Here is a 24,504-nt window from a genome sequence, read left to right as displayed (position 1 = left end):
GCAGATTTGGTTTAAAGTTCACGGGCAACGGGCAACGGGCAACGGGCAACGGGCAACGAGCAACGGGCAACGGCTAAGGCTGCGAGAAGCGGGTTAAGCTTGGATGATGTAGCAGCGGATTGATTCTGCGTCTATTAGTGATAATGCGCGAGGTAAACTCCCGCCTACAGATATAAAAAAACCTTGCGATGTTAACCGCAAGGTTTTTAAACTTCTCGAACCTAGAACCTAGAACCTAGAACCTAGAACCTAGAACCTCGAACCTCGAACCTCGAACCTCGAACCTCGAACCTCGAACCTGAGATTTTTACAAATACTCAAACACTTTAATAACGCGCTCTACGCCAGAGACATTACGAGCTATATTTACGGCTTGGTTTGCTTCAGCGTCAGATACTAGTCCCATTAAGTAAACTTCAGCGTTTTCTGTCACTACTTTTATATTATTACTGCTGATGTTTTCAGCCGCTAAAAGCTGTGCTTTTACTTTTGAGGTTAACCACGAGTCGTGTGTTTGCGTGGTAATACCAATATTTGAGCCAATGCGTAGTTGGTTGTGAATTTTACGAATGCCAGATAGGTTCTCAATGGTTTTAAACGCTTGGTTTTTCATTTCTTGGTTAGGCACTTGTCCTACCATTAAAACCACGCCATTAACGCTTATAACGCTGATATGAGCAAACTTATTAAGACGTTCATCTTCACTAATAGCAATGCTGGCTTTTATTTCAATGTTGTTGTCGTCTATTTGCGAGCCAATGGTTCGTCTATCGTTTGCTGCAGTAACAGCACTGGCTGTGCCGGCGACTACAGCTGCGGCACAACCTTGCAATAACACAACAGTGCCTAAAATAATTAGGGAGCGTTTAAACATAATTTTCATCCTGCGGGAAAAGAGTTAAATCTACCAATTCACTTAAACAGTGAAGGTTAACTAAATGCGATTCAATAATGCGACTCGGGCGTTTAGACGGTGTACGTATTTCTACATCGTTGTGCCCAAGTAAGCCAACGAGTTCGCCACCATCATCACCTACCATTACTATGACCTTCATATCTTTGGTTAGTGCCGCTTCTACTGCAGAAATTATGTGTTTTTCATTACCATTAATGGCAAGTACCAATAATAAGTCACCTTGCTGAGCAAAGGCACGAACTTGGCGTGCAAAGGTATCGTGGTCATCTATTTGATTGCCTTGACCTAGGTTAATATTTTCTTGTGAGAGAGCGATTGCAGGTAAGCAGGGACGTTCTGTTTCGTAAAAATTAACCAGTACGCCTGCCATGTGTTGTGCCAGCATATGGCAGTTTGCAGTACCGCAACAGATCAATTTATTACCATTGATCAGGCTTTGTGCAATGGTGAATGCCGCTGACTCCAATGCGCTAGGAAGTACTTCACCTGCTGCAATTTGAACTTGAATACTTTCTTTAAAAATTTCTTTTATTGTGTCTTGCATGGATTACCAACAATTAATATCTAATTCTGTGTGAGCTCACACCCGCTTTATTAAGGATGATGATTTTTAGAAGCAGCTTGTTAATTTTTAACTACGCATTAATGCATTTAGCTGTTGTAATAATTGCTCACTCATTTGTATGTGCTCGGTATTAAAATACGTTTTTTAGCCAGTTTATGTGTAGTGATGGCTCGCCTGTTATAGCAACATAATCAATACGTAATGGCTGATTCTTTAAGTTTTTAGCCGCGAGGTAATGATAAATAGTTCGTCTTAATTTTGCTTGCTTTTGCGGGCTTAAAGCATAATTAGCGCCGCCTTTTATATTATTTTTACGAAACTTAACCTCAACAAACACTAAGGTGTCACCGTCTTTCATAATGACATCAAGTTCGCCATAGGGGCAGTAGTAATTACGCTCAATCGCTTTTAAGCCTTGTGCTTCTAAATACTTTTGCGCTTGGCGCTCATAATACTGGCCTTTTTCACGACTATTTTGCCACAGCTGTTTAAACCACGACATGCTAACCCCTTAGTTAATTATGGTTATGCCATCGTTTGCTGATTGCATAAATAGCGGCACAGGGCGTTGTGTTTTTAACTCCACCGGTTTTATTCGGCGGTTGCTGTACTGAGCCCATTGCAGTGAACGTTCAATATCACCGGCACTATTAATCGACAATTTACCGCTCAACCCTGAAAAGTATTTATCGGGTGTAACACTCAATTGTCTAATATCGTTAAGCATGGTGACGGAATCATAAGCCATCGCAAATAAACGTTGGCTTATATCGGCTTGTTCAGGCCATAAATCATTGTATTGCTGACGCAGATTATGTTGCTTAATTTGTGAGTCTAACATCCAAGGCAGTTCAGTAAAGTAGAGTCCGTCTAAATCACCTTTGTCAGTGGTATCTATTTGCTTACTGTGGCTTTTAGAGCTGGCGTAAATAGGAATTCTATCGGCAAAGGTACTCACATTAACATCAAGGTAAGGCTTAATTAATCGGGTTTCAATGGCGTCGCCGAGTATGTAAATGGCATCAATATCGCCACGTGAGCGTGTTTCGCTTTCAACTTCTTTATTAAAAAGTGCTTTAACCGATTTAATACGTTCTTTTGACTTATCAACTTCTAACAAGCTAGTAATGGTATTGGGCATATCTTTGTTATCGTTATAAAAACCAACTTGCGTGGTTGTTTCACTATAGCGTTGCCACTGCAGATTAAAGTAGTCAACTAAGCGCTGGCCATTGGTATTATTTGGCGCTAACAACATCGGCTTTTGATAACCCTGTGCTAAAAAGTGCTCTAGCGTTTGCTGTACTTCATGTTCAGGATTAAGCGCAAAAAAGTAATGTTGCAGCGAGGTTCTTTCGCCATCAAAGGTATTTAAATGTAAGGTGGGTATATCGAGTAATGTATTGGTATTAGCGAGCTTATCTATATTGGCTTTTAATAGTGGGCCAATAACAAAGTCAGGCTGTAACTGAGAAATTTGTGCGCTCAACGCTTCTGTTTCAGTGTTTTCATCTATAAACAGTGTTTCGTTGATCTCTTTTTTATCAAGCGCTGCCAATATACCGGCTTTTAAGGCATCCCCAAGGCGCTTATTAGCACCTGACTGAGGCAGTAAAACAACCAAACGCTCAATATTAATTGGCGCTAATTCATTAGCATACGTTTCTTGTTTTGGCAGTACATTGTTACCAGGATGCCCAAGGTAACGGCGGCGCCAATTATTAATGGCTTGGTCTAAATCAACCGAGCTGTTGGCGTAAACTTGATGATACAAAGCTAAGTTTACCCAACCTTGTTGAATAACAGAACCACGGTTAAATCGTTCTAATGCGTAAGATGAGAGTTGCTTTAAATTTTTCCAAAGTGCATCACTAAGCTGAGGAATTGAAATAGTGTTTTTAGTTGCAGATTCTGACGCCGCAAAAAAATAGGGTGCAGCACGTTTTGGCAAGTTTTGAGAAGCAAAAATGCTGGCAGTTAAAAATTGGTGCCAGGCAAAATGTTCGGGTTGCTTGAGTTGTCCCTCAAGTGAGTTTAATACTTCAAGTGCTTGCTGATTTTTATTCTGCTCTTTTTGTGCAAAGGCAATATATAAACGGTTTTGAATTTGATCAACACTGGCAGTAAGTGCAAGTTCGCTACATATTGTTTCGAGTAGCGGCCAGTTTTCTTCAGTAATGGCGCTATCACGGGCACTATAAAGCAGTTGAATTTTATCTGCACCAAAACGGTTTTGCGCTAATTGATAAATCGATTGCGCGTTCAGTGATTCATTTTTCAGCGTATTGGCACTGCTATTTAAGTTATCGCTGGTTTTAGTTGGTTTTTCGGTTGTGCTACACGCCGATAACCCTGACAATATAATTAATAGACTAACTAGTTTAAGTCGCACAATGATTTCCCATACGTTAACGCGATTTGCTTATATTACTGACTGACGCAGGAGACCTCAATGTTAAATGAGGAGAATTCACAGAAAATTGGCACTCTTTACGTTGTTGCCACCCCAATCGGCAATTATGACGACTTAAGTCAGCGTGCAATCGCGACATTATCGCAGGTTGACTTAATCGCGGCTGAAGACACTCGCCATACTGGCAAGCTACTCAGCCACTTTGGTATTAAGGCTAAAACCTTTGCGTTACATGACCATAATGAAAAGCAAAAAGCGCAGCAAATTATCGACCAACTTAATCAAGGGTTAAATATTGCATTAGTATCCGATGCCGGCACGCCGCTTATAAGCGACCCTGGTTATGCCGTTGTTAATTTATGCCGTGAGCAGGGCGCAAGTGTAACACCCGTGCCTGGTGCATGCGCTGCTATTACGGCGGTATGTTGTTCAGGGCTGCCAACCGACCGTTTTCAGTTTGTTGGCTTTACGCCCGCTAAAAGTAAAGCACGCCAAGATTTTTTTATTGATGCGGTTAACTCAAGTATTACCAGTATTATGTATGAAAGTACCCACCGTATTATGGCAAGCTTAGACGATTTAGAAGCAGCGCTAGGTGGTGAGCAGCAAGTGGTATTTGCCAAAGAGCTCACTAAAACATTTGAAACCTTTTTTAATGGCACAGTGACTGAGTTAAAGCAGTTTTTAACTGACGATCCTACTAAACAGCGCGGTGAAATAGTACTCATGCTGCCGGGTAAACCTAAGGTAGTTGACGATATTCCGCCAGAGGCACGCAAAATGTTAGCGCTACTTGAAAACGAAATGCCAATGAAAAAAGCCTGTGGCGTGGTGGCCGATTACTTTGGTATGAAGAAAAACGCGCTGTATAAAACAATTATTGAAGAAAAACAGTAAATGTTTACTGCGTAGTGTGGTGCTCTCATGTATACTGCGCGCCGAGTTAGCCAAGATAATCGCTGCCTGCAACGAAAATGCGCAGGGGGAGGAAAGTCCGGGCTCCACAGGGCAGAGTGCCAGTTAACGGCTGGGGGGCGTGAGCCCACGACAAGTGCAGCAGAGAGAAGACCGCCAATCTTCGGATTGGTAAGGGTGAAAGGGTGCGGTAAGAGCGCACCGGACCGCTAGTAATAGTCGGTTGCAAGGTAAACTCCACTCGGAGCAAGACCAAATAGGGTTCCTTATGGCGTGGCCCACGTTGGAACCGGGTAGGTTGCTTGAGCCATAGAGCGATTTATGGCCTAGACGAATGATTATCACTTTCTTCGGAAAGGACAGAACCCGGCTTATAGGCTGACTCACTCATTCAATAAAAAAGCTCGCAGTTAACGCTGCGGGCTTTTTTGTGTTTGGAATATGCCGTCAGCCGTCAGCGAGCGGCGGGTGACGGGCTTAAAACCTAAACTCGACGCGAGTCTAACTATCGCCTTCAGGCATAAAAAACCTTGTAATGTTAACCGCAAGGCTTTTAAATTTCTCGAACCTCGAACCTCGAACCTCGAACCTCGAACCTCGAACCTCGAACCTCGAACCTCTCTATATAATATTTTTTCCCTGCTCCGGATCGCGCGATTCATCGGCTTGCTCGCGAATATCATCCGTATCACTACTTACATCATCAATACTGTGTTCATGCTCTGTGGTTTTATGTTTTTGAATATGTGATTGCTCGTTAATTTCTTCTGTTGTCTCTGTTGTCTCTGTTGTCTCTGTTGTCTCTGTTGTCTCTGTTGTCTCTGTTTTAGCTTCGCTTGCTATGGGATAAATATCTTCACCTTGGCTATTGAGCAATATACGTTCTCTGGCATTGTCAGGCATGCTTATATTATGTTGCGTAAAACTATTGATTAACTCTCGCATAAGCTGTGAGGATACTTTTACCGTGCTGTATTGTTCGCCGTTGACCCAAAAGTAAACGGTAAAGTTAATAGTGGCGGAGCCTAAGTTATCAATCAATACTTGGGGAGGTGGATCGCTAAGCACAGAGGTTTGCTGCGATATTATACTAATTGCCAAACTTTGTGCGTCGCGAATGTCATTATCGTAGCCAATACCGATTGAAAAATGACCGCGCATTTTTGGATTAGCGGTTAAGTTTTTAATGGTATTTTTATACACAGTCGCATTGGGTATTTGAATATGATTGCCATCGTAGTCAACTAAAGTGGTTGCCCGTGCAGTTACTTTTTTAACAATACCAATTCTGCCATCAACTTCTATTACATCATCTATTTTAAATGGACGCTGTACACTTAAAAGTAAACTGGCAATAAAGTTCTCAGCAATATCCCGAAAGGCAAAGCCTAAAATAAGCCCAATTAATCCGGTGCCACTCATAATTGCGACCGCGAATTCGGTGAGTCCTGCCAAGCGTAAAAATAGATAAAACCCGAGTAAAATAATTAAGGTGCTAATACCTCGCCTAGCAACTAGGTGTACTAATTTACTCTTGGTCATGTAAGTAACAGGCTTTATTAACAAGCGTGATAATGGTGTGGCAATTAAATAACTAATCACCAAAATAACAATCCCTAATAATAAAGTGGGCAGTAATTGCATGAATGTGTGTAGTAATTGCACGCTTTGATCTTTTAAAAAGCTCCAGGAAATAGAGTTTGGCTTAACGGTGTCGATTGCTGGAATTGATGTGTTATTAGCGAGTGTTGCAATTAAAGCACTGAGCATAGAGGTCATCCGTGTTAGGTTGAAGTAATTAGGGTCTGTGTTAAACAATAGCAGCAAGTCTAATACCAAGCAGTATTTTTTTGGCAAACATTTTGCTAATTAATTAGGAAAAGGGAGTTAACTATGAGTGACTTTAAGCGTGGCCAAAGAGCCAAGCAGCCTAACCATATCCCTCTGCGTGGCTGGTGGGATATTATAAGGCGAATAGTAAAACAAATGAGCCGTGATAATTTATCTTTAGTGGCGGCTGGCGTGGCATTTTATGCGTTACTGGCTATTTTTCCCGCCATTGCGGCATTGGTGTCTGTGTATGCTTATTTTGCATCACCGAATGATATTAGTGTGTATTTAAGTCAGTTTATGGCGTTATTACCACAAAGCACTCAAGAAATTATTTTATCTCAAGTTTCAAGTCTTGCGCAAAAGTCACAAACTAGTTTAAGCCTTAGTGCGCTGGCTACTTTACTGCTCACTATTTGGAGTAGCTCTAAGGGCAGCCAAGCGTTGATCACAGCATGTAATATTAGTTATCACGAATACGAAAAGCGTTCATTTTTTAAGGCGCAACTTGTACGTTTATTATTTTCAGTAGGTGCAATTGTGGTGGCTGTAATAGCACTGGTAATTATAGGTATATTACCGCTAGCGCTTAACCTGTTAGGAATAAAAGAGAGTATTGATTTTTTAATCATGCTTATCTCATGGCCATTACTGGCACTAACCTTTAACTTTGCACTATTAATTTTATACCGTTATGCGCCTCACAGAAAAGCAGCTAAATGGCGCTGGGTTACCGTGGGCTCATTCACCGCCACCGTATTATGGATTGTGGCATCTTTTGGCTTTTCATTTTATGTATCTCATTTTGCTAGTTACAACGAAACATATGGCTCTTTAGGTGGGGTGGTTATTATGCTTATGTGGCTATTTATTAGCGCTTATATCATTATTTTAGGAGCCACAATCAATGCAGCGTTAGAGCAGCAAACTGCTCAAGACAGCACCATTGGACCAGATAAAAAAAGAGGGCAGCGAGGTGCGTATGTAGCAGACCACCTCGACACAAAATAACCAGTATTAGGGCTAAATGACTTTTATTTTAAACTAATTGCTTGATTTGTTGTTATCAGCTGCATAAACGAGGCTTTGTGCAGCGGCTTTGAAAACAAATAGCCTTGACCATAATCACAACCGGCCTCAAGTAATAAATCCATTTGTAATTTTGTTTCTATGCCTTCGGCAATTACTTTTAAACCAAGCTGATGAGCCATCATGATGATTGCTTCACACAAAGCCAGCTCTTGACTATCTTTTTGAATATTATCAACAAAGCGTTTATCTATTTTTAGGTAGTCGGTATCCATTTCTTGCAAGTAAGCAAGCGATGAGTAACCGGTGCCAAAGTCATCAAGCGCCAATTGCATCCCTGATTTAACCAAGGCTTTTAGGCGGCTTTGGGTCAACTCTTCAGGATTAACCATTAAGCCTTCAGTAATTTCGGCCACAATCGCTGAGGCTGGTATATTTGCCTTTGCTAGCATATCGTACCATTCGTCTATGCCGCTATCGACGGTTGCCAATTGCACTGGTGAAACGTTAATGCTTATTTGAAATTCACCTTGAATGTGTTTTTTAATATCATTAAGTGTTTGTAGTGCCTCAGCAAATACAAATTGACCTAGCGCATTTATTTGTCTGGTTTCTTCAGCAAGAGGAATAAAGTTAGCAGGGCTGATCAGGCCTTTTTCTGGGTGTTGCCAACGAATAAGCCCCTCAGCTTTGTGAATGTGTAAATCACCAAGCGATACGATAGGCTGGTAATACAATTCAAACTGTTCTAGCTCTATAGCTGAGCGAAGCTCTTTGAGTAGTTGCATTCTTGCGTTTGCATCTTCTCGCATATCATGTGAGAAAAATTCAAAGCCATTGCGACCGCTATTTTTTGCTTTATACATAGCTTGGTCAGCAGCTTTAAGTAATTGCTCTGGATTTTGGCCATCATCTGGCGCGCAGGCAATACCAATACTGGCACTGATATACACTTTTTCATCTTCAATAAAAATAGTGGAGGCAAGGCTAAGCAAAAGTGATTTTGCCATTTGCTCGATGTTTTCGCTGCCATGTAAATCACTAAACACAACTACAAACTCGTCTCCGCCAATTCGTGCTACAAAGTCAGCCTCTTTGGCCGTTTGTACAATTCGCTCAGATACTAACTTAAGTAATCTATCGCCGTAATGGTGGCCCAATGTGTCGTTAATATCTTTAAAATGATCAATATCTAATAGCATAATGACCAGTTTTTGGTCGTGGTTGTTTACGCTCGTAAATCGTTTGTTCAACCGCTCTTTTAGCTCTAATCGATTAGGCAAGTCGGTTAAGTGATCAAAATGCGCTTGTCGCCAAATTAATTCATCTGCTTGTTTTTTCTCGGTTAGGTCGGTAAAAATAGCAATACGACTAATCGGGGCTTTATTTTTATCGTAAATAGTATCGATGGTTAACCATTCAACATACAGCTCGCCATTTTTACGACGATTGGTTATTTCACCTTGCCAACGCCCTGTTTTATTGAGCGATTGCCACATGTAATTATAAAACTGCTTATCGTGTTTACCCGATGATAAAATACTAATAGTTTGATTGAGAGCTTCTCTTCGAGAATACAAAGTTGTTTCACAAAACGCAGGGTTCACATCATAAATAACCCCATTTTCATCCGTGATTGCCATGCCTTCACTGCTGTTGTTGTAAACTAATGACGCTAAATGCAACGATTCTTGATTTTGCTTTCGTTGCGTGATGTTACTAATAACGATAATAAACTCATCGGCTTTTTTCATTGGGCTAATTTTAGCTTCATAAAACTGATTGTCTTGTTTTTGTTCAAGCTCAACAGTGACAGGGGCGTTCAGGGGTATTAAGTACCCTTGCACTTGTTTTAAATTAGCATCAGAGAATAAACACGATAATTTTTTAGGGGGTGTTGAATGGCTATAATTTAACGATTTAATATGTCCACCGGTATCAAGAATATTGCCATTAACATCTACGCGTAAAAAAGTATCGGGTAATGCATTAAGTAAGCTATTGAGCTCGTCATGCTTATGTTTAAGGCATGCTTCAGCCATTAAGCGAGTTTCGGCCATGTATTTAAAACGATGGTAAAGTCTATTTAGCTCAGGACTATTGGGCTGCTCATCGTCATGAGGCATATTACCGGCCGCTAAGCGGTTAACCGCCTGCGTTAAACTTTTAACCGGATTTAAAATACTTTTATTGATTAGTCGTCTGGCCATTACAGCTAAAAGAAGAATAGTAATTAAAAACCCTAAAACCATTTTTACAAAGTTAATATCTATCTGCTCAATCGCTTTATCAACTGGCTGAGTAATGTAAATTGATAGTTGATTACCGCTAGTATCTTTATAAAGCGTTGTGTGATTGTAAATTCGGCTCGCTCCATCATTCCCTCTGTAAATTATTCCGGCCTGTTGGCTATGATCAAGGTCTTCATTGGTTATTTTTTTACCTAATCGATCGGCTGAAAAAGGAAAATTAGCCAAAATTAGGCCGTTAGAATCAGTAATCACTGCGCGTGAATTATTGGGCAGATTTAAATTATTAAGCGCTGAATTCCACCATTGCAAAGCAATTGCGGCAACTAACATACCTGTAATTTCGCCATTTTCATCTGATATTGGCGAAGCAAAACTCAGATTGGGCGCATTAATACTTCTACCAATTTGATAAGAGCCAATTGAAAGCGCTTTAGTTGTGAGGGCATGTTGAAAGTATTGACGATCGCTAATATTTATATTTTGGTTATTGCCATTGGTTGCACACATAATATTGCCTTGTCGATCATAAACACTCACATTTGCAATGTTGCTATACAATGTTTGTAAGTCTAAAAAGTAAGGCGGGCAATTGACCGACATTTTGGTAATATTTATGTGCTTGTTTGCTAAGAATAGGGTCAGGCGTTGTACGTCATCGATAATATTTTTTTGCTGTAAAACTAAATGATCAGCAATATGCATTACTTTTTTTTCACTTTCTTTAAGTGCTGCATCGCGACTAAACCATAAGGTAATTAAGATCACAGCGATCCCAGGCATGCAAATTAGCATAAGTAGGCGATAAAGCTGATGTTTTAATGATGCAGTAAAAATAATCGTATCCAAATAAGTATGGGGTGAAACTATGACCAATAATTCTACTATAAATAACCTTTAATGTACTAAAATTATATCGCAAATATTAAATTTACTTTTATTGTATATAACTGAAATTTATTAATTAATTTTCGGGTCTAGTTATAATAAATTAACATTTTATACTTTTACTTAACCTATTTTAGGCAAAAAATGAAAATAACCAAAGTACTAACTGCTTATGCTACCCAAGATGGGGATGGTGTTAATATTCGTCGTATTCCAGGATTTGATGGTAAATATTTAGATCCATTTTTAATGATAGATGAGCTTAAATCTGATGATGAGAGTGACTATATTGGTGGTTTTCCTCCTCATCCTCATAGGGGTATTGAAACCTTTACCTATATTTTAAAAGGCGGGTTTGAACATCAAGACCAAATGGGTAACAAAAAGGTGATTCGTGCTGGTGACGTACAATGGATGAGTACCGGTAGCGGTGTTATGCACAGTGAAATGCCTCTTGCCGATGCTGAACAAGGCTTACATGGTTTTCAAATTTGGCTCAATATGCCAAGTGCTCAAAAAATGCGTGAGCCTCAATACCAAGATACCACAGAGCATCCAGCACCGAGTTTTACTAATCAACAAGGTGTTTCACTTAAAGCCTTAGCAGGGACATGGCAATTTGAATCACACCAATTGGCTGCAAGCTTACAAAATTTAGCTGCTAATGGCGCTATAGCCGATGTAGCTTTGCCTGCGGGTGAAGGGCTTAATTTACCGGCTTTAAAACAGCAAAAAGTGATGATTTATATTCATACAGGCTCATTAATATCTCAGACCGGTGACGTGTTTAATGCGGGTAAGTTGCTTATATTAGAACCATTGAGTGACATTGCATTACAGGCAAAGAAAGCGGCGGGGGTTCTTATTTTAGTAGGCGATCCACTTAACCAGCCAATTGCGCACATGGGACCTTTTGTAATGACCACCGAGGCTGAAATTCGCCAGACTGTTAGCGATTATCAAAATGGTTTTTTTGGCTCATTGTCGTGATGAATCGATGCGGGAATGACTTTTAAGCAAGTAGCTTTAATAACCAAGTGTATTTTTTTATCGTGTTAGCATCACCTTTAGCAGACTCAACTACAGCGCCAGCTGCAAACGCACTGGCGAGCCCCACTTTTGTTGCTGCAAAGCGTTTTGCTCTGTATTTTATAGCTGCAAGATGCTGACGTTTTAGCTCTGATCGCATAACAACTTCTTTATCTAGCAGTTGCACGCGAGCGTTCGGTGAGTTGATCAAATAATTGATTAACATAATAGTGTGTGCCTTATAATTTAAGCAGCTGCCTTAGACTATTTAGCGTTTTAGTAAAGCCAATTTTTTTGCTCAGATAAACGGCATTTCGCCACAGCCAAACTAAGCATAAAATTTGTAGGCTGATCACTACTGCAATGCTCAGCCAGATAGAGCTAAACAGATCAAAGGTGGCAAAGCCTACAATACCTAAAAGTCCCACCCACAGTAACACCAAGCCACTGGCAAAACATCCTAGTAGAATGGTGATCAGTGCTAAGGATCTTAACGACAGCTTCCACTCAGCTGTAGCCAGCTGATGCGTTAACTTTCCTTGTTGGTAATAATCATCCTTGAGCTGCGCTGCATAATCAGCAAGCTTAACAACATGATCTTGCCAGTCATCGGCGTGTTTTGCCGATGATGGCGAATCTGTCCCTTGTGATTCACTTGGTGTTGAGTGTTGGTTTTGCATTAGTATTACTTACGACGAAACAGTGCTGTAACTAACATACCAGCAGCAAACGCCAGACCTGCCGTTGCTAATGGGTTTTCTGATGCGAGTTGACGTGTTTTAGACGAACACTCTGCTAGTTTCTCACGAGCGGCTAACTGCTTTTCATTAAGCGTTTCAGCTGAGCTGCTTGCGCCTTTACGAACGCCATTTTCTGCCGCCGCCGCTTTACTTGATAATGCATCAACTGCGTCATGCGCTGCTGATGTCGCTTTATCTGTTAGCGGTGCTTCAATCTCTTGTTTTGCATCAATAGGAGTTTTGCTCTTCGTTGCCGTAGCCATAATCAATCCTTAATAGTTTTTTAAAAGTAATTATTTAGATGCAATGATTAAACCAGCCTTTAACCTGTTGTTTTATATGAATTGTATTTTTTTTACGAATTTTGAGTGGGTTTATAGCTGTAACTATTGCGACAACAGTTTGTAATTTTTACAAACTAGGACGTGTTGATCATTCGAGATTGATTTTTTCTTTGTCCACTCGGTTACAAACCTCGCGACACGATTAAACCGCATCTAGTTTGACCAAACTCTAATTCACAAAGGTCAGCAGGGCTCAAATAAATTGTAATTATTCACTGTTTATTCATTACGCAAATAATGCCAACAAGCTAATAAAAAGCACGATAAAAAATTTTTTACTGGCTGATCAGATTTTTTATTAAACAATTCAATCGCTTTAATCGGAGCCTTATTTTTTCAGGCTTCGCGGGGTGCTAAAGCTGGGTGACTTACTTGACAAAAAGGCTTGTCAAGCCCTAAACTGGAGCACTGTGGTAAAAAGTGGTGTTTAGTGGATCAAACTGGATCGGGTTAATCAAAAAGTTGATTAAAATAAATTTACAATAGGCTTTTTATGTTTCGTGGCGCAAGTTCACTGAGTTTGGATGATAAAGGACGCTTTGCGGTACCGACTAAGTACCGAGATACGCTATTGTCTGAAGATCAGGGAACGGTAATTTGCACCGTTGCACTCAATGAGCCTTGCCTTTGGTTATACCCTCTTGCTGAATGGTTAGAAATAGAAAGCCGTTTAGCAAAAATATCTAATATGAATCCCAGAGCACGACGGATGCAACGTATGTTGTTAGGTAATGCGACAGAGTATCAGCTTGATAAAAACGGTCGAATTTTGTTGGCGCCTTCATTGCGCTCACATGCAGAACTAGGCAAAAAAATTATGCTGGTGGGTTTAATGAATAAATTTGAAATTTGGGATGAAGCACGTTGGCACGAACAGATGCGCCAAGACACTGAGCTTGAGAGGCTCGGTGATTTTGAACCGAATGACGATTTAGATAACTTCACCCTCTAGCAGCAAAATAAAAGGCAAATAACAGCTAATGACAGCGCAATTTGAACACGTATCCGTATTAATGGACGAAACCATAGATGCACTTGCAATTAAGCCAGACGGCATATACATGGATGGTACCTTTGGACGTGGCGGGCATTCAGGGCAAATATTAGCGCGCTTAGGTGAAAGCGGTCGTTTGCAGGCCATTGACCAAGATCCACAAGCGATAAAGTCTGCTGAAAAGTTTGCTGATGATCCGCGTTTTTCAATTGCTCATTCTCGTTTTTCAAAGTTATACGAGGTAGCTGAGCAAAACGATCTTATTGGTCAGGTTGATGGCATTTTACTTGATATTGGTGTGTCGTCGCCGCAGCTAGATGACGCAGCGCGTGGCTTTAGCTTTATGAAAGATGGCCCGCTTGATATGCGAATGGATCCAAGTACAGGTCGCAGCGCAGCGCAGTGGTTAGCTGAGGCTGAATTAGATGACATTACTCATGTGATCAAAAAGCTAGGTGAAGAAAAATTTGGTAAGCGCATTGCGCACAAAATTTTAGAAGTGCGTGAACACACGCCAATCACTACCACTAAGCAGCTCGCTGATTTAGTCGATGAAGCCGTACCGGTGAAAGATAAGTTTAAACATCCTGCAACGCGGACTTTTCAGGCTATTCGTATTTATATCAATAGCGAGTTAGAGGAAATTCAAACGGCATTACAAGCGGCGATTAAAGTTCTTAAGCCGGGTGGTCGCTTAGTGGTTATTTCGTTTCATTCTTTAGAAGATCGCATTGTTAAACAATTTATTAAAAAACAGAGTAAGGGAGAAGCGATACCCAGAGGTCTGCCTTTAACCGACGCACAAATAAATAAAAATCTGACGTTAAAAGCAGTGGGTAAAGCTATTAAACCAAGTGCTGATGAAGTGGCGCGTAATCCACGCTCTCGCAGCTCAGTGCTAAGGATCGCACAGAGGTTGGGATGAGTAAAAAAGCGAGCTATCGCCAACCCAATTTATTTCTTGAAATAATTAAAGGCCTAGGTGCGAACAAGATCACCTTGGCCTTGTTGGTTGTGATATTCGCATCAAGCTTGAGTGTGGTGCAAGTAACTCATTTATCTCGTGCGCAATTAATTGAGCAAGATTCGTTGCTCCAAGAGCGTGACGAATTGGATTTAGAATGGCGTTATTTTTTAGTGGAAGAAGAGTTTTATTCACAACATGCGCGCATTGAAGAAGTGGCAACGTCACAACTCGAAATGAAGCGGCCAACCAGCCAAGATGAGCAGGTAATTATATTACAATGAGAATGCGAGGCAAAAAACCAGTCAATAACCTAATAGCATGGCGCTTTATTTTAGTGTGCGCGGTGATTTTTTTAGTGTTTGTGACTTTGGTATCGCGCGCCGCATATTTGCAAGTAATTGAACCCGATAAGGCTCGCTCCGAAAGTGACAAGCGTACAGTACGTGTTGAAAAATTGCATGTGCAACGCGGTATGATCTTCGATCGTAACGGTAAAGAGTTAGCTGTTAGTGTGCCTGTAGTCAGTGTGTATGCAGATCCTAAAGCCCTGCATAAATCACTGGTTAGTAAAGTACTTAGGCAAGCACGCAAAAACGGTGAAGATCAGCAAACGCTTCGTGAAAATGTTGCTGAGTTAAATAAGCGTACCGCCCTGTATTATAAAAATGATTTACGCTGGCGTGAATTGGCTGATGTGTTGCGCATTGAGCCTAGTAAAATTAACACGCGATTACTTGATGATCCTACTCGTCGCTTTGTGTATTTAAAACGCCAAGTGACTCCCGCCGTGGCTAATTACATCGGTGATTTACGCCTACCTGGTATTCATTTATTAGATGAATCAAAACGTTATTATCCCGCCGGTGAAGTAAGTGCGCATGTTATTGGGTTTACCAATATTGATGGTAAAGGCATTGAGGGCATAGAAAAGCTTTATGAAAACGCGTTAACCGGTGAAGAAGGTCGCCGTACCATTCGCAAAGATGCGCAAGGGCGTGAAGTTGAAGTGCTTGATGAACGTGAGCGAGTAGAGCCTGAAAGCATTCAGCTAAGTATTGATCAGCGAATTCAAGCCATTGCCTATAAAGCAGTTAAATCAGCGGTATTAACTTATAAAGCGACCTCAGGTTCTGCCATGGTAGTAGATGTTAAAACCGGTGAAGTCTTGGCCATGGTCAATAGCCCATCATTTAATCCTAACAACTTAAGCGGGGCGGCTCCTCATAAACGGCGTAACCGCGCTATTACCGATTTGTTTGAACCCGGCTCAGCTGTTAAGCCTCTAGCCATTTTAGCTGGATTAGACTACGGCACAATCCAACCGGATGACAAAGTTGATACCTACCCAGGCTGGATGCGCTTAGGGGGCAGCTTAGTACAAGATACCCGTAATCATGGCGAAATGACGCTGCGCGAAATTTTAAAATACTCCAGTAATATGGGAGTAACCAAAATAAGCCAAACAGTACCCAAAGAGTACTTTGTGGGCCTGTATCAAAAAGTGGGATTTGGCAGTGATAGTGGTACTGGCATGGTAGGCGAAAGTAGTGGCTTATTTTACCCTAACCGCCGTTGGTCAGATCACGAAATTGCAGCGCTCTCGTTTGGTTACAATATTGCCGTGAGTACCGCGCAAATGGCACGTTTTTACGCCATGTTAGGGGCAGGCGGGGTTAATCGTCCGCTTACTGTACTAAAGCAAGATTCTATACCTGAAGGTGAGCGTGTCTTTCAACAAGAAGATGTTGAAGCCGTTGTACATATGATGGAAAGCGTATTTGAAGAAGGCGGTACCGCACGCCGCGTTAAAGTGGATGGTTACCGCGCTGCTGGTAAAACAGGCACCTCTAAAAAAGCCGCCGCAGGGGGCTATGGTGACGAATATGTAGGTTATTTTGCGGGCATTGCCCCTGCGAGTAACCCGCGATTAGCCGTTGTGGTATTAATTAACGAGCCCGGTGGAGATGTTTATTATGGCGGCGCAACAGCAGGTCCAGCGTTTGCAGAAATAATCTCTAATTCATTAAGAATTTTAAACGTTGCCCCAGACAAAGACTCGGTGGCATACGTGAAGGGCAAAGATGATGGTGCGTGATTTACACACAATTTTAAAACATTTAGAAATAGATGCAGCACGTTTAATGGTAAACGAGCTGCGTTTAGATAGCCGCGATGTAAAACCAGGTGATGTGTTTGTGGCGATAAAAGGGCACCAGTTAGATGGTGGGCACTTTATTAGTAAAGCAATTGAAAATGGTGCCAGTGCAATTATTGCCGACAGACTGTGTGAATTTGAAAGTGATTTTGAGCCGCTTTATTTAGTCTCAGAATTGAATAAGAAACTGCCTGTATTGGCGAGTCAATTTTACCAACAACCGAGCAAGCACTTAGATTTAGTTGGCGTAACGGGCACCAATGGTAAATCGACTACCACAGCAATGATTGCTCATTTAGCGCAATTTTGTCATACCCAAGCCGCTATTATTGGTACCTTAGGTCACGGCCATCCAGATAACTTAACACCACTGCAAAATACTACGCCTTCAGCAGTCGATTTACAGCGTATTTTAAGCGACTTAAAAAATGAGCAACACCAATTGGTTGCTATGGAAGTGTCATCGCATGGTTTGGTACAGCACCGTGTTGATCAATGCTATTTTAAAGCTGCAGTGTTTACTAACTTGTCGCGAGATCACTTAGATTACCATGGCGATATGCAAAGCTATGGTGATGCTAAATTAATGCTGTTTCGTGATTTTGATGCTGACTATGTCATTCTTAATCAGGATGACGGACAAGCAGAGCAATGGATTGAAAAATACAGCTTTAATAGTCTTATTTGTTATGGCCGTAAAAACTTAGCCCCTAAAAATGCACAGTTTGTGTATTTTTCAGATGTTCAGTATTCAGCAACCGGTATTTCGGCGCAATTAACTACTAGCTGGGGTGATGTTGCCATAAAATCACCGCTGTTTGGTGAATTTAATCTTTATAATTTAACGGCTGCGTTAGCAACGCTATTAGCGCTAGGCTATCCATTAACACAGTTAGTAGCAGGATGTGAGTATTTACAGCCGGTAGCCGGCAGGATGCAAGCATTTACAGCGCCAAGTATGCCTACTTGCGTTGTTGATTATGCGCATACGCCAGATGCGTTGGCTTTAGCGTTACAAGCGCTGCAGCAACATGTACCAGGTGGAGTGAGTTGTGTGTTTGGTTGTGGCGGCGACAGAGATAAAGGAAAGCGTGTACTAATGGCACAAGCTGCTGAGCAGTTTGCAAACAAAGTGATTATTACCAGTGATAACCCACGCTCTGAAGACCCTAATGACATTATTAATGATGTAGCTGCGGGATTAGAGCATCCAGAAAACGCTCTTTTAGAGGCCGATCGCGGTGCCGCGATACAATTTGCTATAGATAACGCAAAAGCCGGTGAGGTTATTTTAATTGCCGGTAAAGGGCATGAAGACTATCAAATTATAGGCGATACACGCATCGATTTTTGCGACCGCCAATTTGTACAACAACAATTAAAAAAAGCAGTAAGAGGGTCTCAAGCATGATCCCAATGGATTTTGATTGGCTAGCTAATGTGCTAGCAACCGATTATCAAGGTGATAATCGCAAGGTGATAAATATAAACACCGATACCCGTACTTTGTGTGATGGTGAAGTGTTTTTGGCGCTTAAGGGCCCAAATTTTGATGGTCATAAATTTATTGAACAAGCAAAACAAAAAGGCGCTATAGGCGTGATTGTCGATCACGCTGTTGATACCGATATTGCTCAATTTGTAGTTGCCGATACCCGTATTGCATTAGGCACAATTGGTACAGCAGTGATGGCGCAAGTTGCACCTAAAACTATCGCTATTACTGGCAGCGTAGGTAAAACCACAGTTAAAGAAATGTGTGCCGCTATTTTATCAAGTAAAGGGGATGTATTAGCCACTAAAGGTAATTTTAACAACGACATTGGCGTACCGTTAACTTTACTCAGATTAGAGCCACAACATCGCTTTGCGGTAATTGAATTAGGCGCTAACCACATAGGTGAAATTGCATACACCACCGCGATGACCAAACCGGATGTAGCTGTGGTATGTAATGTTGCTGCTGCCCACTTGGAAGGCTTTGGTAGCCTGCAAGGTGTGGCACAAGCAAAAGGTGAAATTTACGACGGATTAAAAGAGGATGGCATCGCCATCGTCAATTGCGATAGTGACTTTAGTCAATATTGGCTTGATAAGTTAGCAACGCGCAATATTAAATGTTTTTCGAGTAGTGAAAAGCTCGATATTTGGGCTGAAGACATCAGCCTAGATGCACAAGCTCGCGCAAGCTTTACTTTGTGCACCAAGCAACACAGTGTGCCGGTTAAGTTAGCACTGCCAGGTAAACATAATATTAGTAACGCGCTTATTGCTGCGGCGTTAACAAGTGAGTTTGACGTGTCACTTGAGGACATTGCCAGCGCGTTAGCGACCATGGGTGAAGTTAAAGGACGGGTTAACCTAATTGAAGCCAGTGATTCACTCACCATTATCGATGATACATACAATGCCAACGTAAAGTCGGTGAAAGCTGCGATTGATTTACTTAGTGATATTCAAGGTCATCGTATTTTGGCACTCGGTGATATGGGTGAACTTGGCGAAGATGCCCGTAAATATCATCAAGAAGTCGGTGAATACGCATTAGCGCAAGGCATTGATGAGTTATTTACACTCGGAGTATTAAGTAAATGTGCCAGTGATGTATTTGGGCTGCCAAATCGCCATTTCTCTAATCGTGAGCAAATGCTGCAGCAAATTCAAAACAGCATTAGTAAAGTAGATAAAAAAATTACCCTTGTCGTGAAAGGATCACGCAGTTCTCGCATGGAGCTTTTAGTAACCGATTTAGTTAATGGCCAGCAACAAGCCATCAATGGAGTATCATCATGTTAGTTTGGCTGGCTGAGTATTTAACTCAATATTATAGTGGCTTTAATGTTTTTTCGTATTTAACCCTGCGTGCCATTTTAGGTATTTTAACCGCATTGATGATGTCGTTGTATTTTGGTCCTAAGTTAATTCGTGCGTTGCAACGCATGCAAATAGGGCAAACAGTACGTGATGATGGTCCGCAATCGCACCTATCTAAATCGGGTACACCGACCATGGGTGGCTTACTTATTTTAGGGGCTATTTTTACCAGCACATTATTATGGGCAGACTTGTCTAATAAATACGTATGGGCCACTTTATTTGTAATTGGCTCATTAGGTATTGTGGGCTTTATTGATGATTACCGTAAGGTGATCCGCAAAGATCCAAAAGGACTTATTGCAAAGTGGAAATACTTTTGGCAATCGGTAATTGCACTGGTTGTAGCCACTGCGCTTTACATGAGCAGCACACAAGCGACAGAAACATCTCTTGTTGTGCCATTTTTTAAAGATGTACTGCCACAGCTGGGGTTGTTTTATATCGTGATCACCTACTTTGCGTTGGTGGGCACGTCAAACGCGGTTAATTTAACCGACGGTCTAGACGGTTTAGCCATTGTACCTACTATTTTAGTGGCTGCAGCACTGGCCATTATTGCTTACTTAACGGGTAATATTAATTTTTCGGCTTATTTGCATATTCCGCATTTACCACTGGCGAGTGAGTTGGTTGTGGTATGTACCGCTATTGTAGGGGCTGGGTTAGGTTTTTTATGGTTTAACACGTATCCGGCGCAAGTATTTATGGGCGATGTAGGCTCATTAGCACTGGGTGGTGCATTGGGGATTATTGCCGTACTTGTTCGCCAAGAGCTGTTACTGATTATTATGGGGGGCGTGTTTGTAATGGAAGCGCTATCGGTAATTTTACAAGTTGGCTCTTACAAATTACGTGGGCAACGCATTTTTAGAATGGCGCCTATTCATCACCATTACGAACTTAAAGGTTGGCCGGAGCCACGCGTTATTGTGCGCTTTTGGATAATTTCTATTGTGCTGGTACTCGCTGGCCTTGCGACATTAAAGATCCGATAAATGCAGTATTTAAACGAGATAAAAAATAAACACATAACAGTGCTCGGACTCGGTGTAACCGGTCTGGGCATTGTGCGTTTTTTATTATCTCAATCAATACAGCCTTATGTGGTCGATAGCAGAGAGAATCCGCCAGGTGTTGATTGGCTCAATCAGCACGCACCTCAATTAAAAACTCACTTTGGTGACTTAGAAAATGCGGCGCTCAGTGCTTGCGATATGATTATTATTAGTCCCGGGCTGGGCTTAAAAAACCCTGCGGTTGCGAAGGCAATTAACGCAGGCGTTGAAGTGATTGGTGATGTTGAGTTATTTGCGCGCATTAATAGCAAACCAGTCGTTGCTGTAACAGGCTCAAATGGCAAATCAACCGTAGTAACACTTGCCTACGAAGTATTAAAAACCGCAGGTTATAAAGTGGCACTCGGTGGCAACATTGGCACAGCGGTACTGGATTTGCTTGACGGTGACTTTGATGTATTTGTATTGGAGCTATCAAGTTTTCAGCTTGATACCACACGCAGCCTAAAAACGACTAGTGCAACCGTGCTTAATATTTCAGAAGATCATCTCGATCGTTATGATAGTTACCAAGCCTATATAGATTCAAAATTAAGTATTTATAACGGTGCTGAACACTTAGTGATTAATGCTGAAGATAAGCAAACACACCCTGTGAGTCGCACGTTAGCACCACAACTGAGTTTTGGTGAAACACAAGGCAATTACCACTTAGCACAGCACAATAACGAAGCGCACTTTATGGTAAAGGACGAAGCTTATTTACCAGTAAGTGCTTTAGCCGTTGTGGGTAAGCATAACTATTTAAATACGTTGGCAGTGATGGCATTACTCAGTCCATTTGCAATTACTAAGGCGCACTACAAAACCGCATTAGCTCAATTTAATGGCTTAGCGCACCGTTGTCAGTTTGTGGGTGAGTTCAATGGCGTTAAATACTTTAACGACTCTAAAGCCACCAATGTAGGCGCAACAGTGGCGGCAATAGATAGTTTAGCGGGTAAGCACGAAAACCTAGTCGTTATTGCTGGTGGTGATGCTAAAGGTGCGGATTTAGAGGTGTTAAAGCCTTATATTGAAAAGCATGTAAAAGCGCTGATTTGTTTTGGTAAAGATGCCAAAGATTTAGTGGCACTGAGTGCTAAAGGTCATTTAACCAATAATATGTCTGAGGCTGTGACGCTTGCAAAGCAATTAAGTAAATCGGGCGATACCGTTTTACTCGCACCTGCCTGTGCCAGCATTGATATGTATAACAATTATATGCAACGCGGCGATGATTTTGTGCAATGTGTATTGCAGGGGCTGTCATGATTGCTTTTGCTGATATTAAAGAGGCTCTCACCCCTAAACCTTCAGCGCAGCTTTATGATGTGCCACTGCTTTATTGCATGCTAATGCTGATTGGTGTGGGCTTTGTGATGGTAACCAGTGCCTCAATGCCGACAGCCGATAGACTGTTTGGTAATATTTATCATTTTACTATCCGCCAGGGCATTTTTTTAGGGCTATCGTTTTGTTTATTTTGCATTAGTACTCAAGTACCTATGTCGTGGTGGAAAAAAGCTAACCCCTATTTATTACTAATCGGTTTAGTACTGTTATTAGTGGTACTTATTGTAGGACGTGAAGTTAATGGTTCAACCCGCTGGATACCCGTAGGACCGTTTAATATTCAAGCCTCGGAGCTAGCTAAGTTGTTCTTTTTTAGTTATATCGCAGGCTACTTAGTACGTAAGCGCAATGAAGTTCAAGAAAACATAAAAGGCTTTGCTAAACCCATAGCGGTATTTGCAGTTTATGCAGCACTTATTTTAATGCAGCCCGATTTAGGGACTGTGGTGGTGATGTTTGTTACTACGGTTGGTTTGTTGTTTTTAGCCGGTGCCAAGCTTTGGCAGTTTTTTGCACTTATTTTAACCGGTATTGCGCTAGTGGTTGGGCTTATTGTGTTAGAGCCATATCGTATGGCGCGTGTGGTTGGCTTTTTAGAACCTTGGGATGACCCTTTTGGCAAAGGCTATCAATTAGTGCAATCACTAATGGCTTATAGTCAAGGCGATTGGTTTGGCCAAGGCCTAGGAAACAGCGTACAAAAATTACAATATTTACCAGAAGCGCACACCGACTTTATTTTTGCTGTTATTGCTGAAGAGTTAGGTTTTATGGGGGTGCTGAGCATTTTAATGGTACTCGGTACTTTAGTATTTAGAGCTTTACTCATTGGCCAAAACGCGCTTAAAAACGGCAAAGAATATGAAGGCTACTTAGCCTTAGCAATTGGTATTTGGTTTGCGTTTCAAACTATGGTTAATGTGGGCGCCAGTGCCGGTATTTTACCAACCAAAGGATTAACCTTGCCGTTTATTTCTTATGGTGGCTCAAGTTTATTAATGATGACCATAGCAACCGGTATTTTATTACGTGTAGATTTTGAGACCAAGATGGCAACGAAACAAGCCACGTCAGGTGGAGCTAAGCGATGAGTAAAAAAATAGTCGTTGTAGCAGGGGGCACAGGTGGACATATTTTTCCAGGGATTGCCGTTGCTGATTATCTCAAACAGCAAGGTTGGCAAGTTAGCTGGATAGGTACCCCAGATAGAATGGAAGCCAGTGTCGTGCCCAAGCACAACATAGAAATTGATTTTATTGACGTAAAAGGCGTGCGAGGGAATGGTTTAAAACGCCTTATTAAAGCGCCATTCATGGTTATTAATGCAATATTGCAAGCGCGTAAGGTATTAAAACAACAACGCCCTGACGTCGTTTTAGCAATGGGGGGGTATGTAACTGGCCCAACAGGTATTGCGGCAAAAAGCCTGGGTATTCCTTTGGTGATTCACGAACAAAATGCCGTAGCAGGCATGAGTAATAGGTGGTTGGCTAAATGTGCTAATCGCGTGTTAGCGGCTTTCCCCAGTGCTTTTGCCAATGGCAAAGCAGAGCTGGTAGGTAATCCTGTACGCCAGAGCGTGATTGATATTACTGAGCGCGAAGTAACCAGCCCTATAAATATTTTAGTGGTGGGTGGTTCGTTAGGTGCGCAAGTACTTAACCAAACACTACCTGAAGCATTTAAGCGCTTAAATGATACTTGTGCCATTAATATTTGGCATCAAACCGGTAAAGGGCACCTTGCTAGTGTAAGTGAAAGTTACCAGCAGCAACAAATGGGCAATGAGCAAGTGACCGTTGCTGAATTTATTGATGATATGGATACCGCTTATAGCTGGGCAGATATTGTGATTTGTCGTGCGGGTGCGCTTACGGTAAGTGAAATTGCCGCAGCGGGTAAAATGGCGGTATTTGTGCCGTTTCCACACGCGGTTGATGATCATCAAACAGCCAATGCACAGTATTTAGTAATGGCAGAGGGGGCGTTATTAATGCCACAAGGGCAATTTAATCAGCGCAGTATTGTTGAACTTTTAAGCCCCTATTTAGCCGAACCTTTATTAATAACTAAAATGGCTGGCAAAGCAAAACAGCAAGCTATTTTAGATGCCACAGCAAGCGTAGCAATGCACTGTGAGCAAGTAACAAATAAGAGAACATAAGTGAAACAGACATTAGCA

At 41.6% G+C, this 24,504-nt stretch carries 22 protein-coding genes and 1 other RNA gene; 14 read left to right on the top strand and 9 right to left on the bottom strand.

What is annotated here, in order from left to right; all coding sequences use genetic code 11:
- Nucleotides 1-307 precede the first annotated feature (307 nt).
- From dolP to QMA00_RS13220, 4 genes are all read right to left on the bottom strand, one after another.
- The gene (gene dolP, locus QMA00_RS13235) at nucleotides 308-874 is read right to left on the bottom strand and encodes a division/outer membrane stress-associated lipid-binding lipoprotein (RefSeq protein ID WP_262976644.1); all 567 of its coding nucleotides are present in this window, start codon (nucleotides 872-874) and stop codon (nucleotides 308-310) included.
- Nucleotides 867-1,460, bottom strand: a complete 594-nt coding sequence (locus QMA00_RS13230) for an SIS domain-containing protein (RefSeq protein WP_008110721.1) — start codon at nucleotides 1,458-1,460, stop codon at nucleotides 867-869. Before QMA00_RS13230 ends, dolP begins: the two co-directional genes overlap by 8 nt.
- A 151-nt stretch (nucleotides 1,461-1,611) precedes the next feature.
- Nucleotides 1,612-1,983 carry a YraN family protein gene (locus QMA00_RS13225; protein ID WP_016899512.1) on the bottom strand — a complete coding sequence of 124 codons (372 nt, stop codon included), beginning with the start codon at nucleotides 1,981-1,983 and terminating at the stop codon, nucleotides 1,612-1,614.
- A 9-nt stretch (nucleotides 1,984-1,992) separates the two neighbouring features.
- Nucleotides 1,993-3,873 carry a penicillin-binding protein activator gene (locus tag QMA00_RS13220; protein WP_036981303.1) on the bottom strand — a complete coding sequence of 627 codons (1,881 nt, stop codon included), beginning with the start codon at nucleotides 3,871-3,873 and terminating at the stop codon, nucleotides 1,993-1,995.
- A 60-nt stretch (nucleotides 3,874-3,933) separates the two neighbouring features.
- Between QMA00_RS13220 and rsmI the strand changes: the two genes are divergently transcribed.
- Together rsmI and rnpB are read left to right on the top strand one after the other, a co-directional pair.
- Nucleotides 3,934-4,791 carry a 16S rRNA (cytidine(1402)-2'-O)-methyltransferase gene (gene rsmI, locus QMA00_RS13215; RefSeq protein ID WP_033104330.1) on the top strand — a complete coding sequence of 286 codons (858 nt, stop codon included), beginning with the start codon at nucleotides 3,934-3,936 and terminating at the stop codon, nucleotides 4,789-4,791.
- A 42-nt stretch (nucleotides 4,792-4,833) separates the two neighbouring features.
- An RNA gene (rnpB, locus tag QMA00_RS13210) (RNase P RNA component class A) lies at nucleotides 4,834-5,199 on the top strand.
- 231 nt (nucleotides 5,200-5,430) lie between these two features.
- On the opposite strand, the gene QMA00_RS13205 is transcribed toward rnpB, so the two are convergent.
- Entirely contained in the window at nucleotides 5,431-6,579 is a 1,149-nt protein-coding gene (locus QMA00_RS13205) for a mechanosensitive ion channel family protein (RefSeq protein ID WP_290157588.1), read from the bottom strand.
- A gap of 123 nt (nucleotides 6,580-6,702) precedes the next feature.
- On the opposite strand from QMA00_RS13205, the gene QMA00_RS13200 reads away from it, so the two are divergent.
- Nucleotides 6,703-7,650: a YihY/virulence factor BrkB family protein gene (locus QMA00_RS13200; protein WP_016899509.1), complete on the top strand. Its 948-nt coding sequence runs from the start codon at nucleotides 6,703-6,705 to the stop codon at nucleotides 7,648-7,650.
- Nucleotides 7,651-7,673: 23 nt separating this feature from the next.
- Here QMA00_RS13200 and QMA00_RS13195 read toward each other — a convergent pair whose 3' ends face one another.
- Complete coding sequence (locus QMA00_RS13195) at nucleotides 7,674-10,700, bottom strand: EAL domain-containing protein (RefSeq protein WP_290157580.1); 3,027 nt, start codon at nucleotides 10,698-10,700, stop codon at nucleotides 7,674-7,676.
- Between the two features lie 249 nt (nucleotides 10,701-10,949).
- Between QMA00_RS13195 and QMA00_RS13190 the strand changes: the two genes are divergently transcribed.
- Nucleotides 10,950-11,795 carry a pirin family protein gene (locus QMA00_RS13190; RefSeq protein ID WP_290157578.1) on the top strand — a complete coding sequence of 282 codons (846 nt, stop codon included), beginning with the start codon at nucleotides 10,950-10,952 and terminating at the stop codon, nucleotides 11,793-11,795.
- Between the two features lie 22 nt (nucleotides 11,796-11,817).
- Here QMA00_RS13190 and QMA00_RS13185 read toward each other — a convergent pair whose 3' ends face one another.
- Genes QMA00_RS13185 through QMA00_RS13175 form a run of 3 tightly spaced genes read right to left on the bottom strand, consistent with a single transcriptional unit; the run spans nucleotide 11,818 to nucleotide 12,837 of the window.
- Nucleotides 11,818-12,060 (bottom strand): hypothetical protein, encoded by a 243-nt coding sequence (locus QMA00_RS13185; protein ID WP_290157576.1) that lies wholly within the window; start codon nucleotides 12,058-12,060, stop codon nucleotides 11,818-11,820.
- 13 nt (nucleotides 12,061-12,073) lie between these two features.
- Nucleotides 12,074-12,514 (bottom strand): hypothetical protein, encoded by a 441-nt coding sequence (locus tag QMA00_RS13180; RefSeq protein ID WP_290157574.1) that lies wholly within the window; start codon nucleotides 12,512-12,514, stop codon nucleotides 12,074-12,076.
- 5 nt (nucleotides 12,515-12,519) lie between these two features.
- Nucleotides 12,520-12,837, bottom strand: coding sequence for a hypothetical protein (locus tag QMA00_RS13175; RefSeq protein WP_016899504.1), 318 nt, complete (start codon nucleotides 12,835-12,837; stop codon nucleotides 12,520-12,522).
- Between the two features lie 574 nt (nucleotides 12,838-13,411).
- Here QMA00_RS13175 and mraZ point away from each other — a divergent pair.
- The 10 genes from mraZ to murG are packed head-to-tail and all read left to right on the top strand — an operon-like array spanning nucleotide 13,412 to nucleotide 24,486.
- Nucleotides 13,412-13,870 carry a division/cell wall cluster transcriptional repressor MraZ gene (gene mraZ / locus QMA00_RS13170; RefSeq protein WP_008110699.1) on the top strand — a complete coding sequence of 153 codons (459 nt, stop codon included), beginning with the start codon at nucleotides 13,412-13,414 and terminating at the stop codon, nucleotides 13,868-13,870.
- Between the two features lie 28 nt (nucleotides 13,871-13,898).
- Complete coding sequence (gene rsmH / locus QMA00_RS13165) at nucleotides 13,899-14,837, top strand: 16S rRNA (cytosine(1402)-N(4))-methyltransferase RsmH (protein ID WP_008110698.1); 939 nt, start codon at nucleotides 13,899-13,901, stop codon at nucleotides 14,835-14,837.
- A complete protein-coding gene (ftsL, locus tag QMA00_RS13160; RefSeq protein WP_008110697.1) occupies nucleotides 14,834-15,160 on the top strand; it encodes a cell division protein FtsL in 327 nt (108 codons plus the stop codon). Before rsmH ends, ftsL begins: the two co-directional genes overlap by 4 nt.
- The gene (locus QMA00_RS13155; protein WP_290157572.1) at nucleotides 15,157-16,974 is read left to right on the top strand and encodes a penicillin-binding transpeptidase domain-containing protein; all 1,818 of its coding nucleotides are present in this window, start codon (nucleotides 15,157-15,159) and stop codon (nucleotides 16,972-16,974) included. Before ftsL ends, QMA00_RS13155 begins: the two co-directional genes overlap by 4 nt.
- Nucleotides 16,967-18,445 carry a UDP-N-acetylmuramoyl-L-alanyl-D-glutamate--2,6-diaminopimelate ligase gene (murE, locus tag QMA00_RS13150; RefSeq protein ID WP_290157586.1) on the top strand — a complete coding sequence of 493 codons (1,479 nt, stop codon included), beginning with the start codon at nucleotides 16,967-16,969 and terminating at the stop codon, nucleotides 18,443-18,445. Before QMA00_RS13155 ends, murE begins: the two co-directional genes overlap by 8 nt.
- Nucleotides 18,442-19,830 (top strand): UDP-N-acetylmuramoyl-tripeptide--D-alanyl-D-alanine ligase, encoded by a 1,389-nt coding sequence (murF, locus tag QMA00_RS13145; RefSeq protein ID WP_008110694.1) that lies wholly within the window; start codon nucleotides 18,442-18,444, stop codon nucleotides 19,828-19,830. The genes murE and murF overlap by 4 nt, the downstream gene beginning before the upstream one ends.
- Complete coding sequence (gene mraY, locus QMA00_RS13140; protein ID WP_008110692.1) at nucleotides 19,824-20,906, top strand: phospho-N-acetylmuramoyl-pentapeptide-transferase; 1,083 nt, start codon at nucleotides 19,824-19,826, stop codon at nucleotides 20,904-20,906. Before murF ends, mraY begins: the two co-directional genes overlap by 7 nt.
- Nucleotides 20,907-22,241 carry a UDP-N-acetylmuramoyl-L-alanine--D-glutamate ligase gene (gene murD / locus QMA00_RS13135; RefSeq protein ID WP_076922444.1) on the top strand — a complete coding sequence of 445 codons (1,335 nt, stop codon included), beginning with the start codon at nucleotides 20,907-20,909 and terminating at the stop codon, nucleotides 22,239-22,241. It begins immediately after the preceding gene.
- On the top strand, nucleotides 22,238-23,413 hold the full coding sequence (ftsW, locus tag QMA00_RS13130; protein ID WP_076922443.1) for a cell division protein FtsW: 1,176 nt from the start codon (nucleotides 22,238-22,240) through the stop codon (nucleotides 23,411-23,413). The genes murD and ftsW overlap by 4 nt, the downstream gene beginning before the upstream one ends.
- Nucleotides 23,410-24,486 (top strand): undecaprenyldiphospho-muramoylpentapeptide beta-N-acetylglucosaminyltransferase, encoded by a 1,077-nt coding sequence (gene murG, locus QMA00_RS13125; protein ID WP_076922442.1) that lies wholly within the window; start codon nucleotides 23,410-23,412, stop codon nucleotides 24,484-24,486. Before ftsW ends, murG begins: the two co-directional genes overlap by 4 nt.
- Nucleotides 24,487-24,504: the final 18 nt, after the last annotated feature.

It is taken from the genome of Pseudoalteromonas sp. APC 3694 (genome assembly GCF_030407565.1).
Taxonomy (GTDB): domain Bacteria; phylum Pseudomonadota; class Gammaproteobacteria; order Enterobacterales; family Alteromonadaceae; genus Pseudoalteromonas; species Pseudoalteromonas tetraodonis.
Note: the sequence above shows the minus strand (reverse complement) of the source record. Positions and strands in the feature narration are given on the sequence as shown.

Excerpts from the sequence above, each read along its gene's own strand:
- rsmH (WP_008110698.1), top strand. The coding sequence starts at position 13,899 with ATGACAGCGCAATTTGAACACGTATCCGTATTAATGGACGAAACCATA.
- QMA00_RS13195 (WP_290157580.1), bottom strand. The coding sequence starts at position 10,700 with ATGCCTGGGATCGCTGTGATCTTAATTACCTTATGGTTTAGTCGCGAT.
- murG (WP_076922442.1), top strand. The coding sequence starts at position 23,410 with ATGAGTAAAAAAATAGTCGTTGTAGCAGGGGGCACAGGTGGACATATT.
- ftsL (WP_008110697.1), top strand. The coding sequence starts at position 14,834 with ATGAGTAAAAAAGCGAGCTATCGCCAACCCAATTTATTTCTTGAAATA.
- QMA00_RS13190 (WP_290157578.1), top strand. The coding sequence starts at position 10,950 with ATGAAAATAACCAAAGTACTAACTGCTTATGCTACCCAAGATGGGGAT.
- QMA00_RS13175 (WP_016899504.1), bottom strand. The coding sequence starts at position 12,837 with ATGGCTACGGCAACGAAGAGCAAAACTCCTATTGATGCAAAACAAGAG.
- murF (WP_008110694.1), top strand. The coding sequence starts at position 18,442 with ATGATCCCAATGGATTTTGATTGGCTAGCTAATGTGCTAGCAACCGAT.
- QMA00_RS13180 (WP_290157574.1), bottom strand. The coding sequence starts at position 12,514 with ATGCAAAACCAACACTCAACACCAAGTGAATCACAAGGGACAGATTCG.
- QMA00_RS13225 (WP_016899512.1), bottom strand. The coding sequence starts at position 1,983 with ATGTCGTGGTTTAAACAGCTGTGGCAAAATAGTCGTGAAAAAGGCCAG.
- QMA00_RS13155 (WP_290157572.1), top strand. The coding sequence starts at position 15,157 with ATGAGAATGCGAGGCAAAAAACCAGTCAATAACCTAATAGCATGGCGC.
- rsmI (WP_033104330.1), top strand. The coding sequence starts at position 3,934 with ATGTTAAATGAGGAGAATTCACAGAAAATTGGCACTCTTTACGTTGTT.
- ftsW (WP_076922443.1), top strand. The coding sequence starts at position 22,238 with ATGATTGCTTTTGCTGATATTAAAGAGGCTCTCACCCCTAAACCTTCA.
- QMA00_RS13230 (WP_008110721.1), bottom strand. The coding sequence starts at position 1,460 with ATGCAAGACACAATAAAAGAAATTTTTAAAGAAAGTATTCAAGTTCAA.
- dolP (WP_262976644.1), bottom strand. The coding sequence starts at position 874 with ATGTTTAAACGCTCCCTAATTATTTTAGGCACTGTTGTGTTATTGCAA.
- mraZ (WP_008110699.1), top strand. The coding sequence starts at position 13,412 with ATGTTTCGTGGCGCAAGTTCACTGAGTTTGGATGATAAAGGACGCTTT.
- QMA00_RS13205 (WP_290157588.1), bottom strand. The coding sequence starts at position 6,579 with ATGCTCAGTGCTTTAATTGCAACACTCGCTAATAACACATCAATTCCA.
- QMA00_RS13185 (WP_290157576.1), bottom strand. The coding sequence starts at position 12,060 with ATGTTAATCAATTATTTGATCAACTCACCGAACGCTCGCGTGCAACTG.
- mraY (WP_008110692.1), top strand. The coding sequence starts at position 19,824 with ATGTTAGTTTGGCTGGCTGAGTATTTAACTCAATATTATAGTGGCTTT.
- murD (WP_076922444.1), top strand. The coding sequence starts at position 20,907 with ATGCAGTATTTAAACGAGATAAAAAATAAACACATAACAGTGCTCGGA.
- QMA00_RS13200 (WP_016899509.1), top strand. The coding sequence starts at position 6,703 with ATGAGTGACTTTAAGCGTGGCCAAAGAGCCAAGCAGCCTAACCATATC.